This is a genomic window from Burkholderia sp. WSM2230, assembly GCF_000472445.1.
Classification (GTDB): Bacteria; Pseudomonadota; Gammaproteobacteria; order Burkholderiales; family Burkholderiaceae; genus Paraburkholderia.
Window position 1 is genome coordinate 1 of record NZ_AXAJ01000005.1, and the last position, 18,396, is coordinate 18,396.

Below are 18,396 nucleotides of genomic sequence, written 5' to 3' on the forward strand. Positions count from 1 at the left end.
CGTCGACGCACAAGGCGGCTTCAAACCGAAAAAATCCGTCGCGCTGTCCGGCGTGACCGCGGGCAACACGGCGCTGTGCACGGTCGGCAAGACCGGCAACGACCTGCACTATCGCGGCTACGACATTCTCGACATTGCGGGCAATTGCGAGTTTGAAGAGATCGCCTATCTGCTCGTNCATGAAAAGCTGCCCACGCAGGCCGAGCTCACCGCCTACAAGGCGAAGCTGAAGGCGCTGCGCGGCCTGCCCGCGAACGTCAAAGCCGCGCTCGAATGGATTCCCGCGGCCGCGCATCCCATGGACGTGATGCGTACCGGCGTCTCGGTGCTCGGCACNGTGCTGCCGGAGAAGGACGACCACAACCTGCCGGGCGCGCGCGACATCGCCGACAAGCTGATGGCTTCGCTCGGGTCGATGCTGCTGTACTGGTATCACTACTCGCACAACGGCAAGCGCATCGAGGTCGAAACCGACGACGATTCGATCGGCGGCCACTTCCTGCATCTGCTGCATGGCACCGAGCCGCCGAAGTCGTGGGTCGANGCGATGCATGTGTCGCTGAACCTCTATGCCGAGCACGAGTTCAATGCGTCGACGTTCACCGGCCGCGTGATTGCCGGCACNGGTTCGGACATCTACTCGGCGATTACCGGCGCAATCGGCGCGCTGCGCGGACCGAAGCACGGCGGCGCGAATGAAGTCGCGTTCGAGATCCAGTCGCGCTACCAGTCGCCGGATGAGGCGGAAAGCGACATCCGCAAACGCGTCGAGAACAAGGAAGTCGTTATCGGCTTCGGGCATCCGGTGTACACGATCTCGGACCCGCGCAACAAGGTCATCAAGGAAGTCGCGAAGAAGCTCTCGAAGGAAGCGGGCAACACCAGACTCTTCGATATCGCCGAGCGCCTTGAAAAAGTCATGGCTGAAGTGAAAAAGATGTTTCCAAATCTCGACTGGTTCAGCGCGGTGTCGTATCACATGATGGGCGTGCCGACGGCGATGTTCACCCCGCTCTTCGTGATTGCGCGCACGGCGGGCTGGAGCGCGCACATCATCGAGCAGCGCATCGACAACAAGATCATCCGGCCGAGCGCGAATTACACGGGGCCTGAGAATTTAAGGTACGTGCCGCTAAATAAGCGAAAATAGCGGTCGCTGTGCGCTTTAGAGGCGCGTGCAGTTCAACCCCGCGGCCGCCAGGACCGGTAGACCGCGTACCGTTCAACTGAAATTAGATAGAAAGGTTTTCTCCATGAAGAAGCTGATGATCGCCGCCGTGATTGGCGCCCTGTCCACGACGATGCTGACCGTCGCGACTGACGCCGCCGCAGAAACGGCGACCACCGCGAAGCCCGCTGCAAAGAAGGCCGTAGCAAAGCGGCCGCAACCGCGCCGCCTGATCAAGCGTAAAGAAAATCCCGCCAAGGAAGCCAAGGTCGATCCGGTACCGGAAGGCGCCGAAAAGTGGTCGTGCAAGGAAGGTCTGGCTTTCGAACTGAAGGGCGACATGAAGCGTGACCAGATCGTCACGGTTCACTGGGCGAACAAGAACTACAATCTGCCGCGCGAAGCAACCACCACGGGCGCGGATCGTTTCCACGACGCCGCAACCGGTATGGATCTCGTCGTGATCCCGACCAAGGCCATGCTGTTCCAGGACAAGGACAGTTCGCGCCTGGCCGACGAGTGCCAGACCGCAGCAATGGCGCAAGGCGCGCCGGCTCCGACGCAATCGAACGCAATCAACAAGGTCGGCAACTAATCATTTGTCATCAGGAAAGCCCTCGATGTCCGCTCCGATTTCCAACGTGCGACCCGACCCGGACAAAGTCCTGGTCGATATCGTCGATTACGTTCGGGACTATCAGATCGACAGCGCGCTCGCGCTGGAAACAGCGCGTCATTGCCTGATCGATACGCTCGGCTGCGGCCTCGAGGCGCTCACCTATCCTGCCTGCACCAAGCTGTTGGGACCCATCGTGCCGGGCACGGTCGTCCCCAACGGCGCAAAGGTGCCGGGCACGTCGTTCCAGCTCGACCCGGTTCAGGCCGCCTTCAACATCGGCGCCATGATCCGTTGGCTTGACTTCAACGACACGTGGCTCGCCGCCGAATGGGGGCATCCGTCGGATAACCTCGGCGGAATTCTCGCGACAGCCGACTGGCTCTCGCGCACGGCCATCGCAGCGGGCAAAGCGCCACTCGCGATGAAAGACGTCTTGATCGCAATGATCAAGGCGCACGAAATTCAAGGCTGTATCGCGCTCGAGAACTCCTTCAACAAGGTCGGGCTCGACCACGTGCTGCTCGTGAAGCTCGCCTCGACGGCGGTGGTCGGTCAATTAATCGGCCTCACGCGCGACGAGCTGATCAATGCGGTTTCGCAGGCGCTCGTCGACGGGCAGGCGCTGCGCACGTACCGCCACGCACCGAACACCGGCTCGCGCAAATCGTGGGCCGCGGGTGACGCGACTTCGCGCGCCGTACGTCTCGCGCTGATTTCGAAAACCGGCGAGATGGGCTATCCGTCGGTGCTGACGGCGAAAACGTGGGGCTTTTACGACGTGCTCTTCAAGGGCAACACGTTCAGATTCCAGCGCCCATACGGTTCATACGTGATGGAAAACGTGCTGTTCAAGATCTCATTTCCGGCCGAGTTCCACGCGCAAACTGCCGTGGAAGCGGCCATGACGTTGCAGGCGCAACTGGTCGCGCACGGCAGGCGGGTGGAAGACATCCGCAAAGTCACGATCCGCACGCACGAAGCGGCGATCCGCATCATCGATAAGAAAGGTCCGCTCAATAATCCGGCCGACCGCGATCACTGCATTCAGTACATGATCGCCGTGCCGCTGATTTTCGGACGCCTGACGGCGGCCGATTACGAAGATTCGGTCGCGCAGGACGCGCGTATCGACGTGCTGCGCGCAAAGATGGAATGCGTGGAAGACGCGCAGTTCACGAAGGATTACCACGATCCCGAGAAGCGTTCGATCGCCAATGCACTGACGGTCGAATTCAACGACGGGTCGCAGTTCGACGAAGTCGTAGTCGAATACCCGATCGGTCATAAGCGTCGTCGCGAAGACGGTATTCCGTTGCTGGTCGAGAAGTTCAAGACCAACCTCGCGCGCCGCTTTCCGGTCAAGCAACAACTGGCGATTCTCGACGTGTCGCTGGATCAGGCACGGCTCGAAGCCATGCCGGTCAATGAGTACGTCGATTTGTACGTCATCTAGTTGAGTTAAGTACTGTAGTTCCGCGATCAAACCAAGGAAAAGACCATGGCCCACAACCTCCACAAAACGCTCAAGGAATTCGACAGCGGTTCCGGCAAAGGCAAGTTCTACTCCCTGCCGCAACTCGGCAAGGCACTGAACATCAAGATCGACCGCCTGCCGGTTTCGATCCGAATCGTGCTGGAATCGGTGCTGCGTAACTACGACGGCAAGAAAATCGCCGAAGAACACATCACGCAACTCGCGAACTGGAAGCCGACCGCCGCGCGCGTCGACGAAATCCCGTTCGTCGTGTCGCGTGTCGTGCTGCAGGACTTCACCGGCGTGCCGCTGCTCGCCGACATCGCGGCAATGCGTGGCGTCGCGCAGCGCGTGGGCAAGAACCCGAAGTCGATCGAGCCGCTCGTGCCGGTCGATCTGGTTGTCGACCACTCGGTGCAGATCGACCACTTCCGCGAAAAGAACGCGCTCGACCTGAACATGAAACTGGAATTCCAGCGCAACAACGAGCGCTACCAGTTCATGAAGTGGGGCATGCAGGCATTCGACACGTTCAAGGTCGTGCCGCCGGGCGTCGGTATCGTTCACCAGGTCAACCTGGAATATCTCGCACGCGGCGTGCATAAGAAGGCCGAAGGCGCGGACACGGTGTACTACCCGGATTCGCTGGTGGGCACCGACAGCCACACCACGATGATCAACGGCATCGGCGTGGTCGGCTGGGGCGTGGGCGGTATCGAAGCTGAAGCCGGCATGCTCGGCCAGCCGGTGTACTTCCTGACGCCGGATGTGGTCGGCGTGAACCTGAAGGGCAAGCTGCGCGAAGGCGTGACGGCCACCGACCTGGTTCTGACCATCACCGAACTGCTGCGCAAGGAAAAGGTTGTCGGCAAGTTCGTCGAGTTCTTCGGCGAAGGCACGCGCTCGCTGTCGCTGCCGGATCGCGCGACGATCGGCAACATGGCGCCGGAATACGGCGCGACCATGGGCTTCTTCCCGGTCGATGAAAAAACCATCGACTACTTCAAGGGCACCGGCCGCACGGACGCCGAAATCTCGGCGTTCCAGAACTACTTCAAGGCTCAGAACCTGTTCGGCATTCCGAAGGAAGGCGACATCGACTACACGAAGGTCGTGACGCTGGATCTGGGCACGGTCGCTCCGTCGCTGGCAGGCCCGAAGCGTCCGCAAGACCGTATCGAAATCGGCAACGTCAAGTCCACGTTTAGCGACCTGTTCTCGAAGCCGGTCGCGGAAAACGGCTTTGCCAAGAAGGCCGCCGACCTGGACGCGCAATACACCACCAGCAATGGCGTCAACGTGAAGAACGGCGACGTGCTGATCGCCGCGATCACGTCGTGCACGAACACCTCGAACCCGAGCGTGCTGCTGGCTGCCGGCCTGCTCGCGAAGAAGGCTGTGGAAGCCGGTCTCACGGTCGCTCCGCACATCAAGACGTCGCTCGCTCCGGGATCGCGTATCGTCACCGAATACCTGACGAAGACGGGCCTGCTGCCGTACCTCGACAAGCTCGGCTTCACGCTGGCCGCTTACGGTTGCACGACCTGTATCGGCAACGCGGGCGACCTGACGCCGGAACTGAACGAAGCGATCACGAAGAACGACATCGTCGCGGCGGCAGTGCTGTCGGGCAACCGTAACTTCGAAGCGCGTATTCACCCGAACATCCGTGCAAACTTCCTGGCTTCGCCGCCGCTCGTGGTTGCTTACGCTATCGCCGGCAACATCACGCGCGACCTGATGACCGAACCGGTCGGCAAGGGCAAGAACGGCAAGGACGTCTACCTCGGCGACATCTGGCCGACCAGCGACGAAGTGAACGACCTGCTGAAGTTCGCGCTGGACGCGGACGCGTTCCGCAAGAACTACTCGTCGCTGACCAAGAAGGGCGACCTGTGGAGCAAGATCGAAGGCGAAGAAGGTCAGGTCTACGATTGGCCGAAGTCGACATACATCGCGGAGCCGCCGTTCTTCGGCAACGACTTCTCGATGACGCCGGCCGAGAGCATCGCCGCAGTCAAGAACGCGCGCGCTCTGGGCATTTTCGGTGACTCGGTCACGACCGACCACATCAGCCCGGCTGGCTCGATCAAGGAAGACTCGCCGGCAGGCAAGTGGCTGAAGGCAAACGGCGTGCAGAAGGCCGACTTCAACAGCTACGGTTCGCGCCGCGGTAACCATGACGTGATGATGCGCGGCACGTTCGCGAACGTCCGGATCAAGAACCTGATGATCCCGCCGAAGGCAGACGGCTCGCGCGTGGAAGGCGGCTTGACGATTCACCAGCCGAGCGGCGAGCAACTGTCGATCTATGATGCAGCGATGAAGTACATCGACGCGGGCACGCCGACCATCGTGTTCGCCGGCGAAGAGTACGGCACGGGTTCGTCGCGCGACTGGGCAGCGAAGGGCACGCAACTGCTGGGCGTGAAGGCTGTGGTTGCACGCAGCTTCGAGCGGATTCACCGTTCGAATCTGGTCGGCATGGGCGTTCTGCCGCTGCAGTTCAAGGGTTCGGACAGCGTGCAGTCGCTCGGCATCACCGGCGAAGAAACGTACGACATCGAAGGCTTGGGCGCGGACTTCAAGCCGCAGCAGGAAGTGACACTGGTGATTCGCGGCAAGGACGGCAGCGAGAAGCGCGTGCCGGTGCTGCTGCGTATCGACACGCCGATCGAAGTCGACTACTACAAGCACGGCGGTATTTTGCCGTTCGTGCTGCGCTCGCTGCTGGCTGCTTAAGCCTCGCGACGACGCAAACAGCTTGGCTGTTTTGCAGGGGCTGCGTCCTGTGGAGGGCGCAGCCGACTTTCAAAGCCCGACCTTGGTCGGGCTTTTTTTTCGCCGCTTATTGCGGGGCGCGGCCGGCCTGGAACGCGGACGGATTGTCTGTAATGCGACGCTGCGTCATATGAGCATTCCAGTCGATGCTCTCTGGCGCAGATACAGTTGTGCGCGTGGCGGCGCTTGCGCCACGCTGCTGCACAGCCCAATCCCATAATGCCTTGCGCTCGGCTGAATCGTTTGCAGACGATTGCGACGCTGTCCATTCACGCTCGCTCGTTGCCGCGAGAGGCGCTCGCGAATCACTGACGCGACTGGACGCGGCCCGCCCCTTTTCGACTGCAACGCCAGTCAACGCGGCCAGGGCAAGCGGACGATGAGCTCTTGTAACACGTCTTTCAGAGACGCTATGGCCGGGCGCGCTCCCGTTAGCTTGCAACTCAGCCCGCTGCGACAAACTCGCCGCGCCCACATGATGCGTGACTTCCGGCACCCATAGCGCTACGGGCAACGCGGCCTGGTCGACCTTGTGTGACGCGGGTGTCTGATCCATGACCGTTTTGGTCGTCTGAGCGGTGACAGGGCCGGCACGCACCATTCTGTCAGATGGCACCGCTGCTACTGTGGCCTTGTCGGCAACGCCGTGTGCGGAACAGGTCGCCAGCAGCCAGGCAAGCGCAATACTGCAGCCCACAAAGATGGCCGCACCAAGTATCCGGTCCGAGCGCGACGAATGCGGACGCGCATTGTCCGCTTCCAGGTAACGCCGTGCTTCCGCCAGTTGCTCATTTAAACGACTGTCAGAAGTCGGCCGTTGCGGCAGCTTGTAGAAGAACAGGAATCTGGTGTTCGGCGGCGGAACCTTGACGCGAGGGCGCGGCGTTGGCGCATATCGCGGCGCGCCAGGCATGGCCGGCTGCGGGGCGAGTTGCTCTGTGCGCGACGCTGAGCGTTGCCACGAGCCGAAAGGCGGCGGCAAGCCAGACAGCGGACGCGAATTGGGAAGCGCAAGCGCGCCTTGGATCAAGGCCAACGGCCTGTTCATGGTCGGGCGCTCCGGTGGTCATCCCGCACGGGTTCGAGTTGCTCCAGCAGCGTTCGGATACGAGCCGTAAGCGTGTCAATTGACGCGCGATCGTGCGTGGAGGGCGCCGTCCGTATGTGGCGCAACGCCTCTATCAGACTGTGTGCGCCAACGAGACCCAGCCCACCGCTCAGTCTGTGCAATGAATGACGAAAATGTTCTGAGTCGCCTTCGCGTCGCGATTCGACGAGTTGATTCAGGTCATCGCGCATTGCTTGGCTCCAGCCATCAAGAAATGCGTTCAGGTTGATTCCTTCTTGTACGAGCGCGTTCAGATAACCACGGTCGAACAGTTCCAGATTTGAATCAACGGCTTCGTCCGGGCGATGATCGCCTTCATGCGTATCAGACGGCCTGGCGTTTGCGTGAGCCGCTCGCACATCATGCACGGCAGCGGGCATCACCAGATGCACACGCGGCACCGGCGGCACGCCCTGAGCCGCGGGGCCGCTGGGTGCACGCTGCGGGAGGCCGGTTTCCTCGCCGTCGTCATGCAGTCTCGTCTCGTTCATGGCCGCGCAAACTAATCGATCAGCTTATGTAACGAAGCAAATTCGATCAACGCTGCGAGCGACGATAGCCCCAGCTTCTCCTGAATACGGCTCTTGTAGGTACTCACGGTCTTGTCACTCAAGAATAAGCGACTTGCAATGTCGCGATTGCTCGCGCCGCGAGCGAGGTGTTGCAATACTTCCACTTCACGCGCCGATAAGGAGCTCAGCGCATTTTCAGGCACGGAACCGGTCGCATCAGCAGGGAAACAGTCGTAGCCGAACAGGACTGTCTTGAGCGCCGTAATCAACTCGCTCATGTTGCGCCCTTTGCCTACATAACCATTTGCACCGGCCGTGCGCGTATATCCGGCCATTACGTCTTCCGGCTTGGCGGAAAGAACAAGAATGCAGATTTCCAGGTTTTCCTCGCGAATACGGCGGATCATGGACAAGCCGTCGAGCCTTGGCAAATCAAGGTCGACAATGACGAGATCCGGCTTTTCGCGCAGAACCATTTGCAGACCATCTTCGCCGTCGCCGCATTCCCCTACCAGGTCCAGTTCGGGGTCGGCGCGTAACACGTTCGCTATCGTCCCTCTAATTATGGGGTGATCGTCAATAATCACGATTCTCTTCATTTACAGCTCCATTTGTTTTCATATTAGTCAGGGGGCGCAAAACGAAACAGAAACAGCCCAGCAGGGATTGGCGTTCATGTTAACAATGTTGCGGCGTCATCTCTGCCGCAACACGGGTAGATATGTCTGCAATAGCATGCGGATTTTTCGAATTGCATCGACGGATAGTTCTGAACCGAGGCTTGCAAACGCTCGCCCCGACAGTCATCACGCGAAACGCATGGGAAATAAGGCCCGCGATAGGCGCGGGCCATTCCTGCGTTACTGTGTCCGTTCGTTCTGCGACTGCTCCGGCTTCGCCTTCAGCTGAACCGGTTTTTGCGCGTCACCACGCGCGAATTGCAGTTCCACCCGACGGTTCGGAGCCAGGCATTCGATCAGTGCCTGGCGGTTACGGTCGTTACATTGGACCACCGGATTGTCCTTGCCGCGACCGCGTGCGGTTATCGGTGTCGTGACGCCGCCGTTTTGCAGATAGCGCTTGACCGTCTCTGCGCGTTTTGTCGACAACTGGCGGTTATAGCTGTCGCTACCAAGACGGTCCGTGTAGCCGTCGATGCGAATGCCTGTCACGTCGTCCACCTGCTTCAGATCGCGGACGAGTTGATCGAGCTTGGCTTTGCCTGCGGGCAGCATGCCGCCGGGATCTGCACGATCGAACATGAAAGTGGCGTCGGTTTGCAGCGTCATCTTTGGCGGAATCACGGAAAGCGGCTGCACAGTCACAGGCGGTGTGCAGGCTGCAAGCGCAGTGCCAATGCCAGGCAGACCTTTTTCCACCGCATCCACCAAACGCTGGCTCGCGTTGAAGTTCCGCGTCCACGCCTCGTGGCCAGCATGAATCATTTCGACTTCGGAACACGCCGTCAAACGCTGTGCTTCCTGACACTGCGGGAACAGCGGGGAGGTCTTTGCCTCCAGAATCTGCTTCCAGAGATCCGGACGAATCACCGAAGCCGTGCGCAGTTCGGGATTGTCGACGGACAGACCCTGACCGGTTTCGAGCGCCGCGGTCAGACGGTCGGCCTGAACCACCGCTTCTTCCACGAAGCCCCAGTTATCGCGGCTATACCGCTCAGCGCTGGCAGCATTCAGCCAGCACTGTGCCTTTTCGCCGAAGTAGTTGTTCTTGCGCTCGCCGAGCGCTTGCAGGCGGCCTTGGACGGCGTCGAGCAATGCGCCGCCCTTGATGCCGCCATACGTGCCGATCCACTGCGGCGTCACCGCGCCTGCTGCCTGGCTTTGCGTGGCGCCGAAGCCGGTCTGCAGGACCGTGGGGTCTTGAATCTGCAGCCGGTCGCGCGTCGCGGTCGACGAACATCCGGCGAGCGTCGCGGCAAGCGCGATCGCAATCAAGGAATACTTCATGTGTGTTTTCTCATGGAAAGAGGGTCGCACGGAAACTTCCCGTGCGACCCCGACAGCTAACGTCTCAAGCTTCTATTGAAGGCACGACGGCCTTCGCTTAGTTGCCGAGGACGATGCCGATACCAGCACGAACGATGGTGCTATTGCCGCCGGAACTGGACACGCCCAGGTTGTAGTTGACCGTGCCCTTCTCATTCCAACGAGACACGCCCACACCGACGGCCTGATAGCCACGGTAGTTCGCGATACCCGCGTTGATCGTGGTACGACCCGGCAGATACGGCGTGACGATATTAAGCGCCGACGCCGCAGCGATACCCTTGGCAGCGTTACGATCCACGTTGTTGATCGTGTTGCTCATGTTGCCCATGGCATTGTTCAACTGACCCACGTTGACCGCGTCGGTTGCCTGCGTGCCCGCTGCGACATTCGTGATCTGACGCTCGGCGCCGGCTGAGCCGACGGACACCGTGTTGTCGCGATCCGTTGTCGAGTTCGCACCAAGTGCGACCGAATTGACGTTCGCAGCCGAAGCACCGGAACCCATGGCGACCGAGTTATCACCCGTCGTCTTGGTGTTCTTGCCGATTGCAATCGATTCACTACCCGATGCGACTGCGCCGTTGCCGATCGCGATCGAATCCGTGCCGGATGCTACTGCCGCCGTACCGCCTGTTCCCGGGTTGTTGACGGTGATGTAGGTAGAACCACCGCCGTCAGCGATGTTTTTCACCGTGCTTTCGAGAGCGGAGAACTGGCCGTAGTTGACTGCATCGGTAGCGTTCTTGCCGTCTGCCACATTGGTTAGCGTGACCGGCGTAGCCGAACCCGCGCCACCCAGTGTGACCTGAGTCCTGGACGAGTCGTCGTAGGCAACACCGTTCGCCGTGCCGTCGCCGCCGTGCTGCGCAACGTACGTCTTCATCTGGTCGACGTTGACCGCATCGGTTGCTTCAGTACCGGCCGCCACGTTCTTCAGCTGGGTCGGCGTGCTGCCCATATTGAACGTCACTGTGCCCTTCGACGCGTTGTCATACGCGACGAACGAGTTGGTCACGTTGCCCGACGGGTCGACGTTCAGGCCGGCCGCCTTCAACTGCTTGAGGTTCACGGCTTCGTTGTCGCTCGTAGCGTCCGCGACGTTTGCGACCGTGACCGGCGTCGTGGAGCCGACACCGCCCAAAGTCAGCTTGTCGTGCGCGGACGTGTCGTAGATCACCGCATCGGGGCTGCCGCCGCGAGTCTGCGCATCTAGCGCACTGATTGCCTCGGCCACGCCGTTGTACGTGCCGCCGTTGATGACATACGCAGGCTTGCTGATCGTGCCGTTAGCCGTCACCGACGAGCCGCCGCCCAACGCCGCCGCCGTGCTGCTCATTGCGCCGTAGAGTTGCGAACCATTGATTGCCTGGGTGCTGCTGGACGCCACCTGACCAGAACCGACATTCGACAGGATGACCGGGGTGGTCGAGCCCGAAACCCCAAACGTGACCTTGCTCCTCGTCGTATCGTCGTATGCAACGAATGCGTTCGTGACATTGCCGCTCGAGCCGATGCTTGCGCCCATCGCCTTCAGTTGCTCGACGTTCACTGCGTCGTTGTTGGCGACACCGTCAGCAATATTCGACACCTTGACCGGCGCGCCGGTGGAATTGAGCGTGACGGACGTGTGAGCCGACGTGTCGTAAAGCACGGCGTTCGGCGAGCCGCTGCCACCGCCGCCCGATGCGGCCGCCACCAGCGCGGCGCCGACGTCGCTATAGGTCGCGCCGTTCAGCTTATAGCTGGGCTTCGAGATCGTGCCGTCAGTGTTCACTGCCGAACCGCCGCCGAGCGCCGCTGCCGTGCTGGCCATTGCGCCGTACAGCTGCGAACCGTTGATAGCCTGCGTGCTGCCCGACGTCACCTGGCCCGCGCCCACATTCGACAGGATGACGGGCGTGGTCGAGCCAACTCCGCCAAACGTGACTCTGCCCTTGGTCGTATCGTCATAAGCAACGAACGCGTTCGTCACGTTGCCGCTCGAGCCAATGTTTGCGCCCATGGCCTTCAACTGTTCGACGTTGACTGCGTCGTTGTTGGCGACACCGTCGGCGACGTTTGCCACCTTCACCGGTGCGCCGCTGGCGTTGAGGGTAACCGACGTGTGACTCGACGTGTCATACACCACCGCATTCGGCGCACCGCCGCCAGCCACTGCGGCGATCGCAGTATTCATCTGGGCGAGGTTCACCGCGTCGGTATTCTGAGTACCGGCGGCGACGTTGATGATCTGACTCTGCTGCGAGCTGCTGCCAACCGAAACGGCGTTCGCACGGTCTGCCACCGAGTTGTAGCCGATCGCCACAGCGTTAGTTGCCGAAGCCACTGCCCCGGCACCGAGAGCCATCGAGTTCGTGGCACCCGTCACGACGGTCGCGCCACTGCCCAGCGTGACGGAGTTTGTTGCATTCGTTACGCTGTTGGTACCGAGCGCCAGAGAGTCGGCACCTTGGGCTGCGGCCATGTAGCCAATTGCCACCGAGTTGTCGGCCTTGTTGTCGGTAGTTGCACCGTCGCCGATCACTGTGGCATTCAGTGCCGCTGCACTCGCATATGAACCGACGACGGTCGAGCCGGCACGGAATGAGCCCGAACCCGCGCCAACGATGACCGAACCCGCACCCTGAGCCATTGCGCCAGCCCCGATTGCCATGGCGTTCTCGGTATTATCCGTCGAGGTGGCAGGAAGGCCCGCGGTGACGTTCGTACTCACCGCGATATAGTTGGTGACAGGCACGGCCGCGCCCAAAAGCATCGACTTCAGACCCGTAGACTGCACCGGAGTCAGCGAAGCCTTCAGCGCATTCAACTGAGCGAGCGTCACAGCATCAGTGTTCGCTACGCCGTTCGCGACGTTCATGATGCGGCGTTCCGCACCCACGTCACCGACAGAAATCGTATTGGCTACGCTTACCCGCGAGTTGGAACCCAGCGCCACCGAGTTCCCAAACTGCGAACGCGCGCCCGAACCGATAGCAACGGCATTGGTACCGCTCGAATACGCTCCGCCACCGATCGCCACAGCTTCGCCGCCGGAGGCGATGGCCGCGCTGGATGCGGACACCACCTTGATGTACTTGGTCGTGTCGGCGATGTTGTTGTTGATTGCACCGACCTGGCTGTCGAGCCCGCTAAGAGCGGAGCCGATGTCCGAGTATGTGCCGCCGCTGAGCTGATAGCTCGGGGCCGAAATGGCGCCAGTGGAACTGACGGTCGAGCCGCCTCCCAGCGCGTTCGCAACGCTGGTTGCCGTAGCGAACAACTGGCTGCCGTTGACTGCCTCAAGGCTCGTGCCCGACAGCGCGCCCGCCTTCACACCCGCGATCTTGGTTGAGCCGCTGGCGCCCTTCAGCGTCACCGTGTTCCTGGTCGTGTCGTCGTATGCGACAAACGCGTTGGTCACGACACCGCTGCTGTTGAACGTGCCGCCCATGGCCTGCAGCTGTGCAACGTTGACTGCGTCGTTGGTCGCGATACCGTTGGCGACGTTGGTCAGCGTGACTGCTCTTGTCGTACCGGCGCCGCCCAGCGTGATCTTGCTCTTCGTCGTGTCGTCGTAGGCGACAAACGCGTTGGTCACGACGCCGCTGCTGTTGAACGTGCCGCCCATGGCCTGCAACTGTGCAACGTTGACTGCGTCGTTGATCGCGATACCGTTGGCGACGTTGGTCAGCGTGACGGCCTTCGTCGCACCCGCGCCGCCCAGCGTGACCTTGCTCTTCGTGGTGTCGTCGTAGGCGACAAACGCGTTGGTCACGACGCCGCTGCTGTTGAACGTGCCGCCCATGGCCTGCAACTGTGCAACGTTGACTGCGTCGTTGGTCGCGATACCGTTGGCGACGTTGGTCAGCGTGACTGCTCTCGTCGTACCGGCGCCGCCCAGCGTGATCTTGCTCTTCGTTGTGTCGTCGTAGGCGACAAACGCGTTGGTCACCACGCCGCTGCTGTTGAACGTGCCGCCCATGGCCTGCAACTGTGCAACGTTGACTGCGTCGTTGGTCGCGATACCGTTGGCAACGTTGGTCAGCGTGACGGCATTCGTCGTACCCGCGCCGCCCAGCGTGACCTTGCTCTTCGTCGTGTCGTCGTATGCGACAAACGCGTTGGTCACCACGCCGCTGCTGTTGATCACGCCGCCCATTGCCTGGAGCTGTTGCACGTTCACCGCATCGGTGCCATTCGTACCGTTCGCGACGTTGATGACCTGACGCTCGGCGCCGACCGCACCCACAGACACGGCGTTCGCGCGGCTTGCCACGGAGTTCGAGCCCAGCGCGACCGAATTGTTTGCCGATGCGCTCGCTGCGCCGCCGATCGCGACCGCGTTTGCGCCAGTGGCAGACGAATCGGCAAGCGTCGAATTGGTGTGGAAGTACTTTACGCCGCCACCGTTGACGATATTGTTGACCGTGTTCGTTACGTTGGTCAGGTTGCCTGCTACGTTGGCAACGTTGGCGTTGGTTTGATACAGCTGGTTGCCGTTCACTGCATCGGTGCTGACGGCCGTCAAAGCGCCCGGCTTCACGTTCGTGATCGTCGTACCACCAGTGCCTTTGAGGGTGACCGTGCCCTTCGTCGTGTCATCGTACGCGACAAACGCGTTGGTCACGACACCGCTGCTGTTGAACGTGCCGCCCATGGCCTGCAATTGCGCAACGTTCACTGCGTCGCTGGCCGCCACGCCGTTGGCCAGGTTGGTCAGCGTGACCGGTGCCGGCGTGCCGACAAGACCGCCGAGCGTCACCTTACTGTGCGCCGATGAGTCATACTGAACCGCGTTTGCTGAGCCGCTCGATGTTGCAGCCGTAATAGCGGAACCCACGTCGGAATATGTCTGGCCGCCAATCAGGAACGACGGATTTTTAATCGTGCCGTCAGCGTTCACTCCCGCGCCGCCGCCAATCATGCTGGTGACGCCGGTTAGCTGATTGACATTCACCGCGTCGTTGCCGAGCGTACCTGCTGCTACGTTCACCACCTGTCGTTGTGCCGACGCACTGCCAACGGAGATTGTGTTCGGCCGGTCTGCAATGGAGCCACTGCCCAGCGCGACGGCATTGCTTGCGCTGGCAATAGCGTTGGCACCGAGAGCCACCGCACTCGCCTGGCTAGCCGTTGCATTCGCTCCCAAAGCCATGGCGTTCAGGCCTGTCGTCGTCACAACGGCATTGCCGCCCATTGCCACTGCGTTGGATGCATTCGCCATGCTCGTCGAGCCGAGCGACAGCGCGTTGGGACCCTGCGCGGCCGCGTTGTAGCCGATCGCAACGGCGTTGGTGGCGGAGTTGCTCGTATTCGCGCCCGCGCCGATCACAGTGGTGTCCAGCGCCAGAGCGGCTGCTCCGGTACCAACGGCGGTGGAACCCGCCAATGCGGTACCGGAGCCTGCACCGACCGCGAGCGAACCTTGGCCCAGCGCTGTAGCCGTCGGCCCAATCGCCATTGCATCCTGCGAATTATCGGTACTCGTTGTCGTGCCCGCGGTGACGTTCGAACTCACCGCGATGTAGGCGGTGACCGGAGTCGCGCCAAGCGCAGGTGCGCCGAGGAGCATGGATTTGACGCCGGCCGACTGGGAAATCTGTTGCGACAGCGCCGTCTGAACAGCCGACAACTGGCTATACGTCACAGCGTCAGTGGCCGACACGCCGTTCGCCACATTCATGATGCGGCGCTCTGCACCGACGTCGCCGACAGATACTGTATTCGCCACCGTCACGCGCGAGTTAGCGCCGAGCGCGACGGAATTTGCGAACTGTGAACGTGCGCCAGAACCAATAGCTACAGAGCTGGCTCCGCTTGCGTACGCCGCGCCACCGATCGAGACCGCCTCTGCGCCCGTGGCGATCGCCGACGAGGCAGCCGATACAACCTTGATGTACTTGGACGAATTGGCGACCTCGTTGTTGAGGCCGCTGATGGCGGTGTCGACCTGGCTGAGGGCCGAGCCCACGTCGTTGTACGTACTACCCTGCACGATGTACGCCGGGTTGGTGACAGCGCCGGTTGCGCTCACGCTGGAGCCGCCGCCCAGTGCATTCGCAACACTGCTCGCCGTTCCGAACAACTGCGCGCCGTTCACTGCATCCTTACTGCTCGACGCAACCTGGCCAGCCGCCACGTTGGTGAGGCCAACCGTTGACGAAGCCTGCGCGCCGCCAAGCGTCAGCTTGTTATGCGCGGACGAGTCGTATACGACTGCGTCCGGCGCACCACCGCCCGCAACCGCTGCAATCGCGGCGTCCATCTGCCCCAGGTTCACTGCGTCGTTAGTCTCGGTACCTGCCGCGACGTTGATAATCTGGCGCGGTGCAGTGGTCGAACCGACGGACACCGCATTCGCGCGGTCAGCCACCGAATTCGAACCCAACGCGACGGAGTTATTCGCCGAAGCAATCGCCAGGGCGCCGATGGCCACCGAATTGGTGCCGTCTGCTGACCCGTCCGCCAGCGTCGAATTGGTGTGGAAGTACTTGACGCCGTGGTTGTAAATATTGGTGATCGCGCCGCTCAGATTATTTCCGAGCGAATTCAGCGTCTGGTTCGTCTGGTACAGCTGTCCGCCGTTGACCGCGTCCGTGCTGTTGGCCGACGAGATATCGCCAGCCGCGACGTTCGTCAGCTTGACCGCCGCCGTGTGCGCCGTGCCGCCGAGCGTCACGATGTCGCGCGCTGACGAGTCGTACGTCACGATGAGCGGATTGCCGGCAATACCGTTGTTGACGAAGTTGTTGACGACGTTGGTCACATTGGCGAGATTCCCGGCGACGTTGGCCACGTTGCTCGCAACGTTCGCCACGTCCTGGTTTGTCTGATACAGCTGCCCGCCGTTGACTGCATCTGTGCTCCACTTCGAAGTGGCGTCGCCAGCAGTCAGGTTCGTGATCTTGGTACCGCTGGTACCCTTGAGCGTGATCAGATTCGACAGCGAGCTGTCGTACGTGACGGCATTCGGGGCGGTGCCACCGCCGCCACCGCCGTTGACGCTCGCGATTGCGGCATTCAACTGGTTGACGTTGACCGCATCGGTTCCGGCAGCGCCGGCGGTCACGTTGGTGATTTGCCGCGTGTATTGCGATCTGCCGTCGGAAGAGAGATAGCCGACGGACACTGCATCGCTGCGGCTTGCAACGGAACCTGCACCCAACGCAACTGAGTTGGACCCCAATGCCACAGCGTTCGCACCGTATGCACTCGAGTTGCTGCCGGCCGCCAGCGAGTACGGGCCGGATGCCACCGAGCTCGAGCCGGTTGCGCGCGCGCTGCTGGCCGTTTCGGTCGAAGGCGAATTTGCCTGGAAGTAGCGCGTGTACTGATAAAGCTGCCCGCCGTTCACCGCGTCGGAGCTACCCAGCGAGACATCACCGGCTCCCAGTTGGGTGACCTTGTTGCCGGTCATGTTCACGGTGTTGAGCATGTAGATTCCGCTCAAGCCCGCAAGTTCGAGATGGCCATCGGAATAGCCCGCCACACGCGCAGTAATGACGCCGTCGGTGTAGCCGTTCGCACCGTTTTCCGTCGCGCCGTTGTTCAACGAGAATGACATGCCATTGTTGAAATTGCAGATCATGCTCTGAACGGCGCTCGACACGGGTCCCCACGCGGAGCCCATGGCGTTCATTCCCAACTGTCCGGGACACAACTCGAGACCACCGTTGCCTGTCACGGCTTGAGCCGCCGCCGTGCCGGGCGCCATCGACATGCCCATTGCACCGATTGCCATGGCGATCGGCATGAACGCGGCCTTCAACGAGGTTGCCGGGCGGCTCTGTGCGCCGGCGTCCGACGAAACAGTGGAAGACGAAGCTGTCGCACGACCACGCGCCTTCGCGGTCTCGGGCGCAGCCACCCATGTTCCGGATACGTCATTCCAGACGCTGATATACGACTTATTCATAAATTCCCTAAATAGAGGGCAAGCCCCGCTTGCAGTTCGATTTGAGAAACCGTGCGCACACGCTCCCCGCACAAAAAACCGACCGGCACGTTTAAAGCTCGATCCAATGTTTTCACGCATCGCGAATCTAACTGGGGGATGCATCTCTAAAAATCAGGAAACAGGAAAAACGGGTAGGAATTTTCCGCACTTACGCGGGATAAGTCGCAGGCGATTCAACCGGAGCATTTATGGGTATTCGCATTGCCCCGGCCGGTCACAACGTCGAGCCTCCGGGCGTCTATTCACGGCCATCACGGCGCTACCGGCTGTGACAAAACGACACCGATGTGGTCGATATATGCATACGACATCGGATACAGGAATTGCAATGCGGAGATTGGGAAATTTCGCCAATCCATATGCCATTCGAATTCTTATACTTCTGCGCGGCACCGTTGCTGATACTTATCAGGCAAGAACATTCCTAGTTTTATTTTTATATCTAGGACAAAACAGCTTGCACAGCCAGTGTCTCAGCACCTTTAATCTTCTTGAAGAGAAACCATGAGAATCGCACAAATCCGCCGTAAAAATAAGCAACTCGGTCAGGGCATGACGGAATACATCATCATCGTCGCTTTGATCGCCGTGTCGGCAATTGGCGTCTATTCGCTGTTCGGCCAGACGCTGCGAAACCAGACCGCCGGTCTCGCCGTCGAAATGTCCGGCCAGAACGCCCAGAACAATATCTCGACGGCGCAAACCAACGCCAACACGGCAACGACGAACGCCAACAAGACCAAGAACATGGGTACGTATAACGACGCTAACAACGCCAATTAATCG

Annotated in this window: 9 protein-coding genes; 5 read left to right on the forward strand and 4 right to left on the reverse strand. The window is 60.9% G+C overall.

From position 1 onward, the window contains the following. The 4 genes from prpC to acnA form a co-directional block, all read left to right on the forward strand. On the forward strand, window positions 1-1,150 hold a 1,150-nt coding region (prpC, locus tag A3AC_RS0111925; protein ID WP_025599078.1), incomplete at its 5' end, for a bifunctional 2-methylcitrate synthase/citrate synthase. Window positions 1,151-1,253: 103 nt separating this feature from the next. Next, window positions 1,254-1,763 carry a hypothetical protein gene (locus A3AC_RS0111930; RefSeq protein WP_025599079.1) on the forward strand — a complete coding sequence of 170 codons (510 nt, stop codon included), beginning with the start codon at window positions 1,254-1,256 and terminating at the stop codon, window positions 1,761-1,763. 25 nt (window positions 1,764-1,788) lie between these two features. Next, window positions 1,789-3,240, forward strand: coding sequence for a bifunctional 2-methylcitrate dehydratase/aconitate hydratase (locus A3AC_RS0111935; protein WP_025599080.1), 1,452 nt, complete (start codon window positions 1,789-1,791; stop codon window positions 3,238-3,240). A 45-nt stretch (window positions 3,241-3,285) separates the two neighbouring features. After that, entirely contained in the window at window positions 3,286-6,003 is a 2,718-nt protein-coding gene (gene acnA / locus A3AC_RS0111940) for an aconitate hydratase AcnA (protein WP_025599081.1), read from the forward strand. A gap of 1,083 nt (window positions 6,004-7,086) precedes the next feature. On the opposite strand, the gene A3AC_RS29670 is transcribed toward acnA, so the two are convergent. The 4 genes from A3AC_RS29670 to A3AC_RS0111960 form a co-directional block, all read right to left on the reverse strand. Next, entirely contained in the window at window positions 7,087-7,641 is a 555-nt protein-coding gene (locus A3AC_RS29670; RefSeq protein WP_025599083.1) for an Hpt domain-containing protein, read from the reverse strand. 11 nt (window positions 7,642-7,652) lie between these two features. Continuing rightward, window positions 7,653-8,261 (reverse strand): response regulator transcription factor, encoded by a 609-nt coding sequence (locus A3AC_RS0111950; RefSeq protein WP_025599084.1) that lies wholly within the window; start codon window positions 8,259-8,261, stop codon window positions 7,653-7,655. Between the two features lie 261 nt (window positions 8,262-8,522). Next, the gene (locus tag A3AC_RS0111955; protein ID WP_025599085.1) at window positions 8,523-9,629 is read right to left on the reverse strand and encodes an OmpA family protein; all 1,107 of its coding nucleotides are present in this window, start codon (window positions 9,627-9,629) and stop codon (window positions 8,523-8,525) included. A 97-nt stretch (window positions 9,630-9,726) separates the two neighbouring features. Continuing rightward, entirely contained in the window at window positions 9,727-17,568 is a 7,842-nt protein-coding gene (locus A3AC_RS0111960; protein ID WP_025599086.1) for a YadA-like family protein, read from the reverse strand. 546 nt (window positions 17,569-18,114) lie between these two features. Here A3AC_RS0111960 and A3AC_RS0111965 point away from each other — a divergent pair. Next, a complete protein-coding gene (locus tag A3AC_RS0111965; protein ID WP_025599087.1) occupies window positions 18,115-18,393 on the forward strand; it encodes a Flp family type IVb pilin in 279 nt (92 codons plus the stop codon). Window positions 18,394-18,396 lie beyond the last annotated feature (3 nt).

Bases quoted from the DNA above. Each gene is read 5' to 3' on its own strand.
- A3AC_RS0111965 (WP_025599087.1), top strand. From the start codon at position 18,115: ATGAGAATCGCACAAATCCGCCGTAAAAATAAGCAACTCGGTCAGGGC.
- A3AC_RS0111930 (WP_025599079.1), top strand. From the start codon at position 1,254: ATGAAGAAGCTGATGATCGCCGCCGTGATTGGCGCCCTGTCCACGACG.
- A3AC_RS29670 (WP_025599083.1), bottom strand. From the start codon at position 7,641: ATGAACGAGACGAGACTGCATGACGACGGCGAGGAAACCGGCCTCCCG.
- A3AC_RS0111960 (WP_025599086.1), bottom strand. From the start codon at position 17,568: ATGAATAAGTCGTATATCAGCGTCTGGAATGACGTATCCGGAACATGG.
- A3AC_RS0111955 (WP_025599085.1), bottom strand. From the start codon at position 9,629: ATGAAGTATTCCTTGATTGCGATCGCGCTTGCCGCGACGCTCGCCGGA.
- acnA (WP_025599081.1), top strand. From the start codon at position 3,286: ATGGCCCACAACCTCCACAAAACGCTCAAGGAATTCGACAGCGGTTCC.
- A3AC_RS0111935 (WP_025599080.1), top strand. From the start codon at position 1,789: ATGTCCGCTCCGATTTCCAACGTGCGACCCGACCCGGACAAAGTCCTG.
- A3AC_RS0111950 (WP_025599084.1), bottom strand. From the start codon at position 8,261: ATGAAGAGAATCGTGATTATTGACGATCACCCCATAATTAGAGGGACG.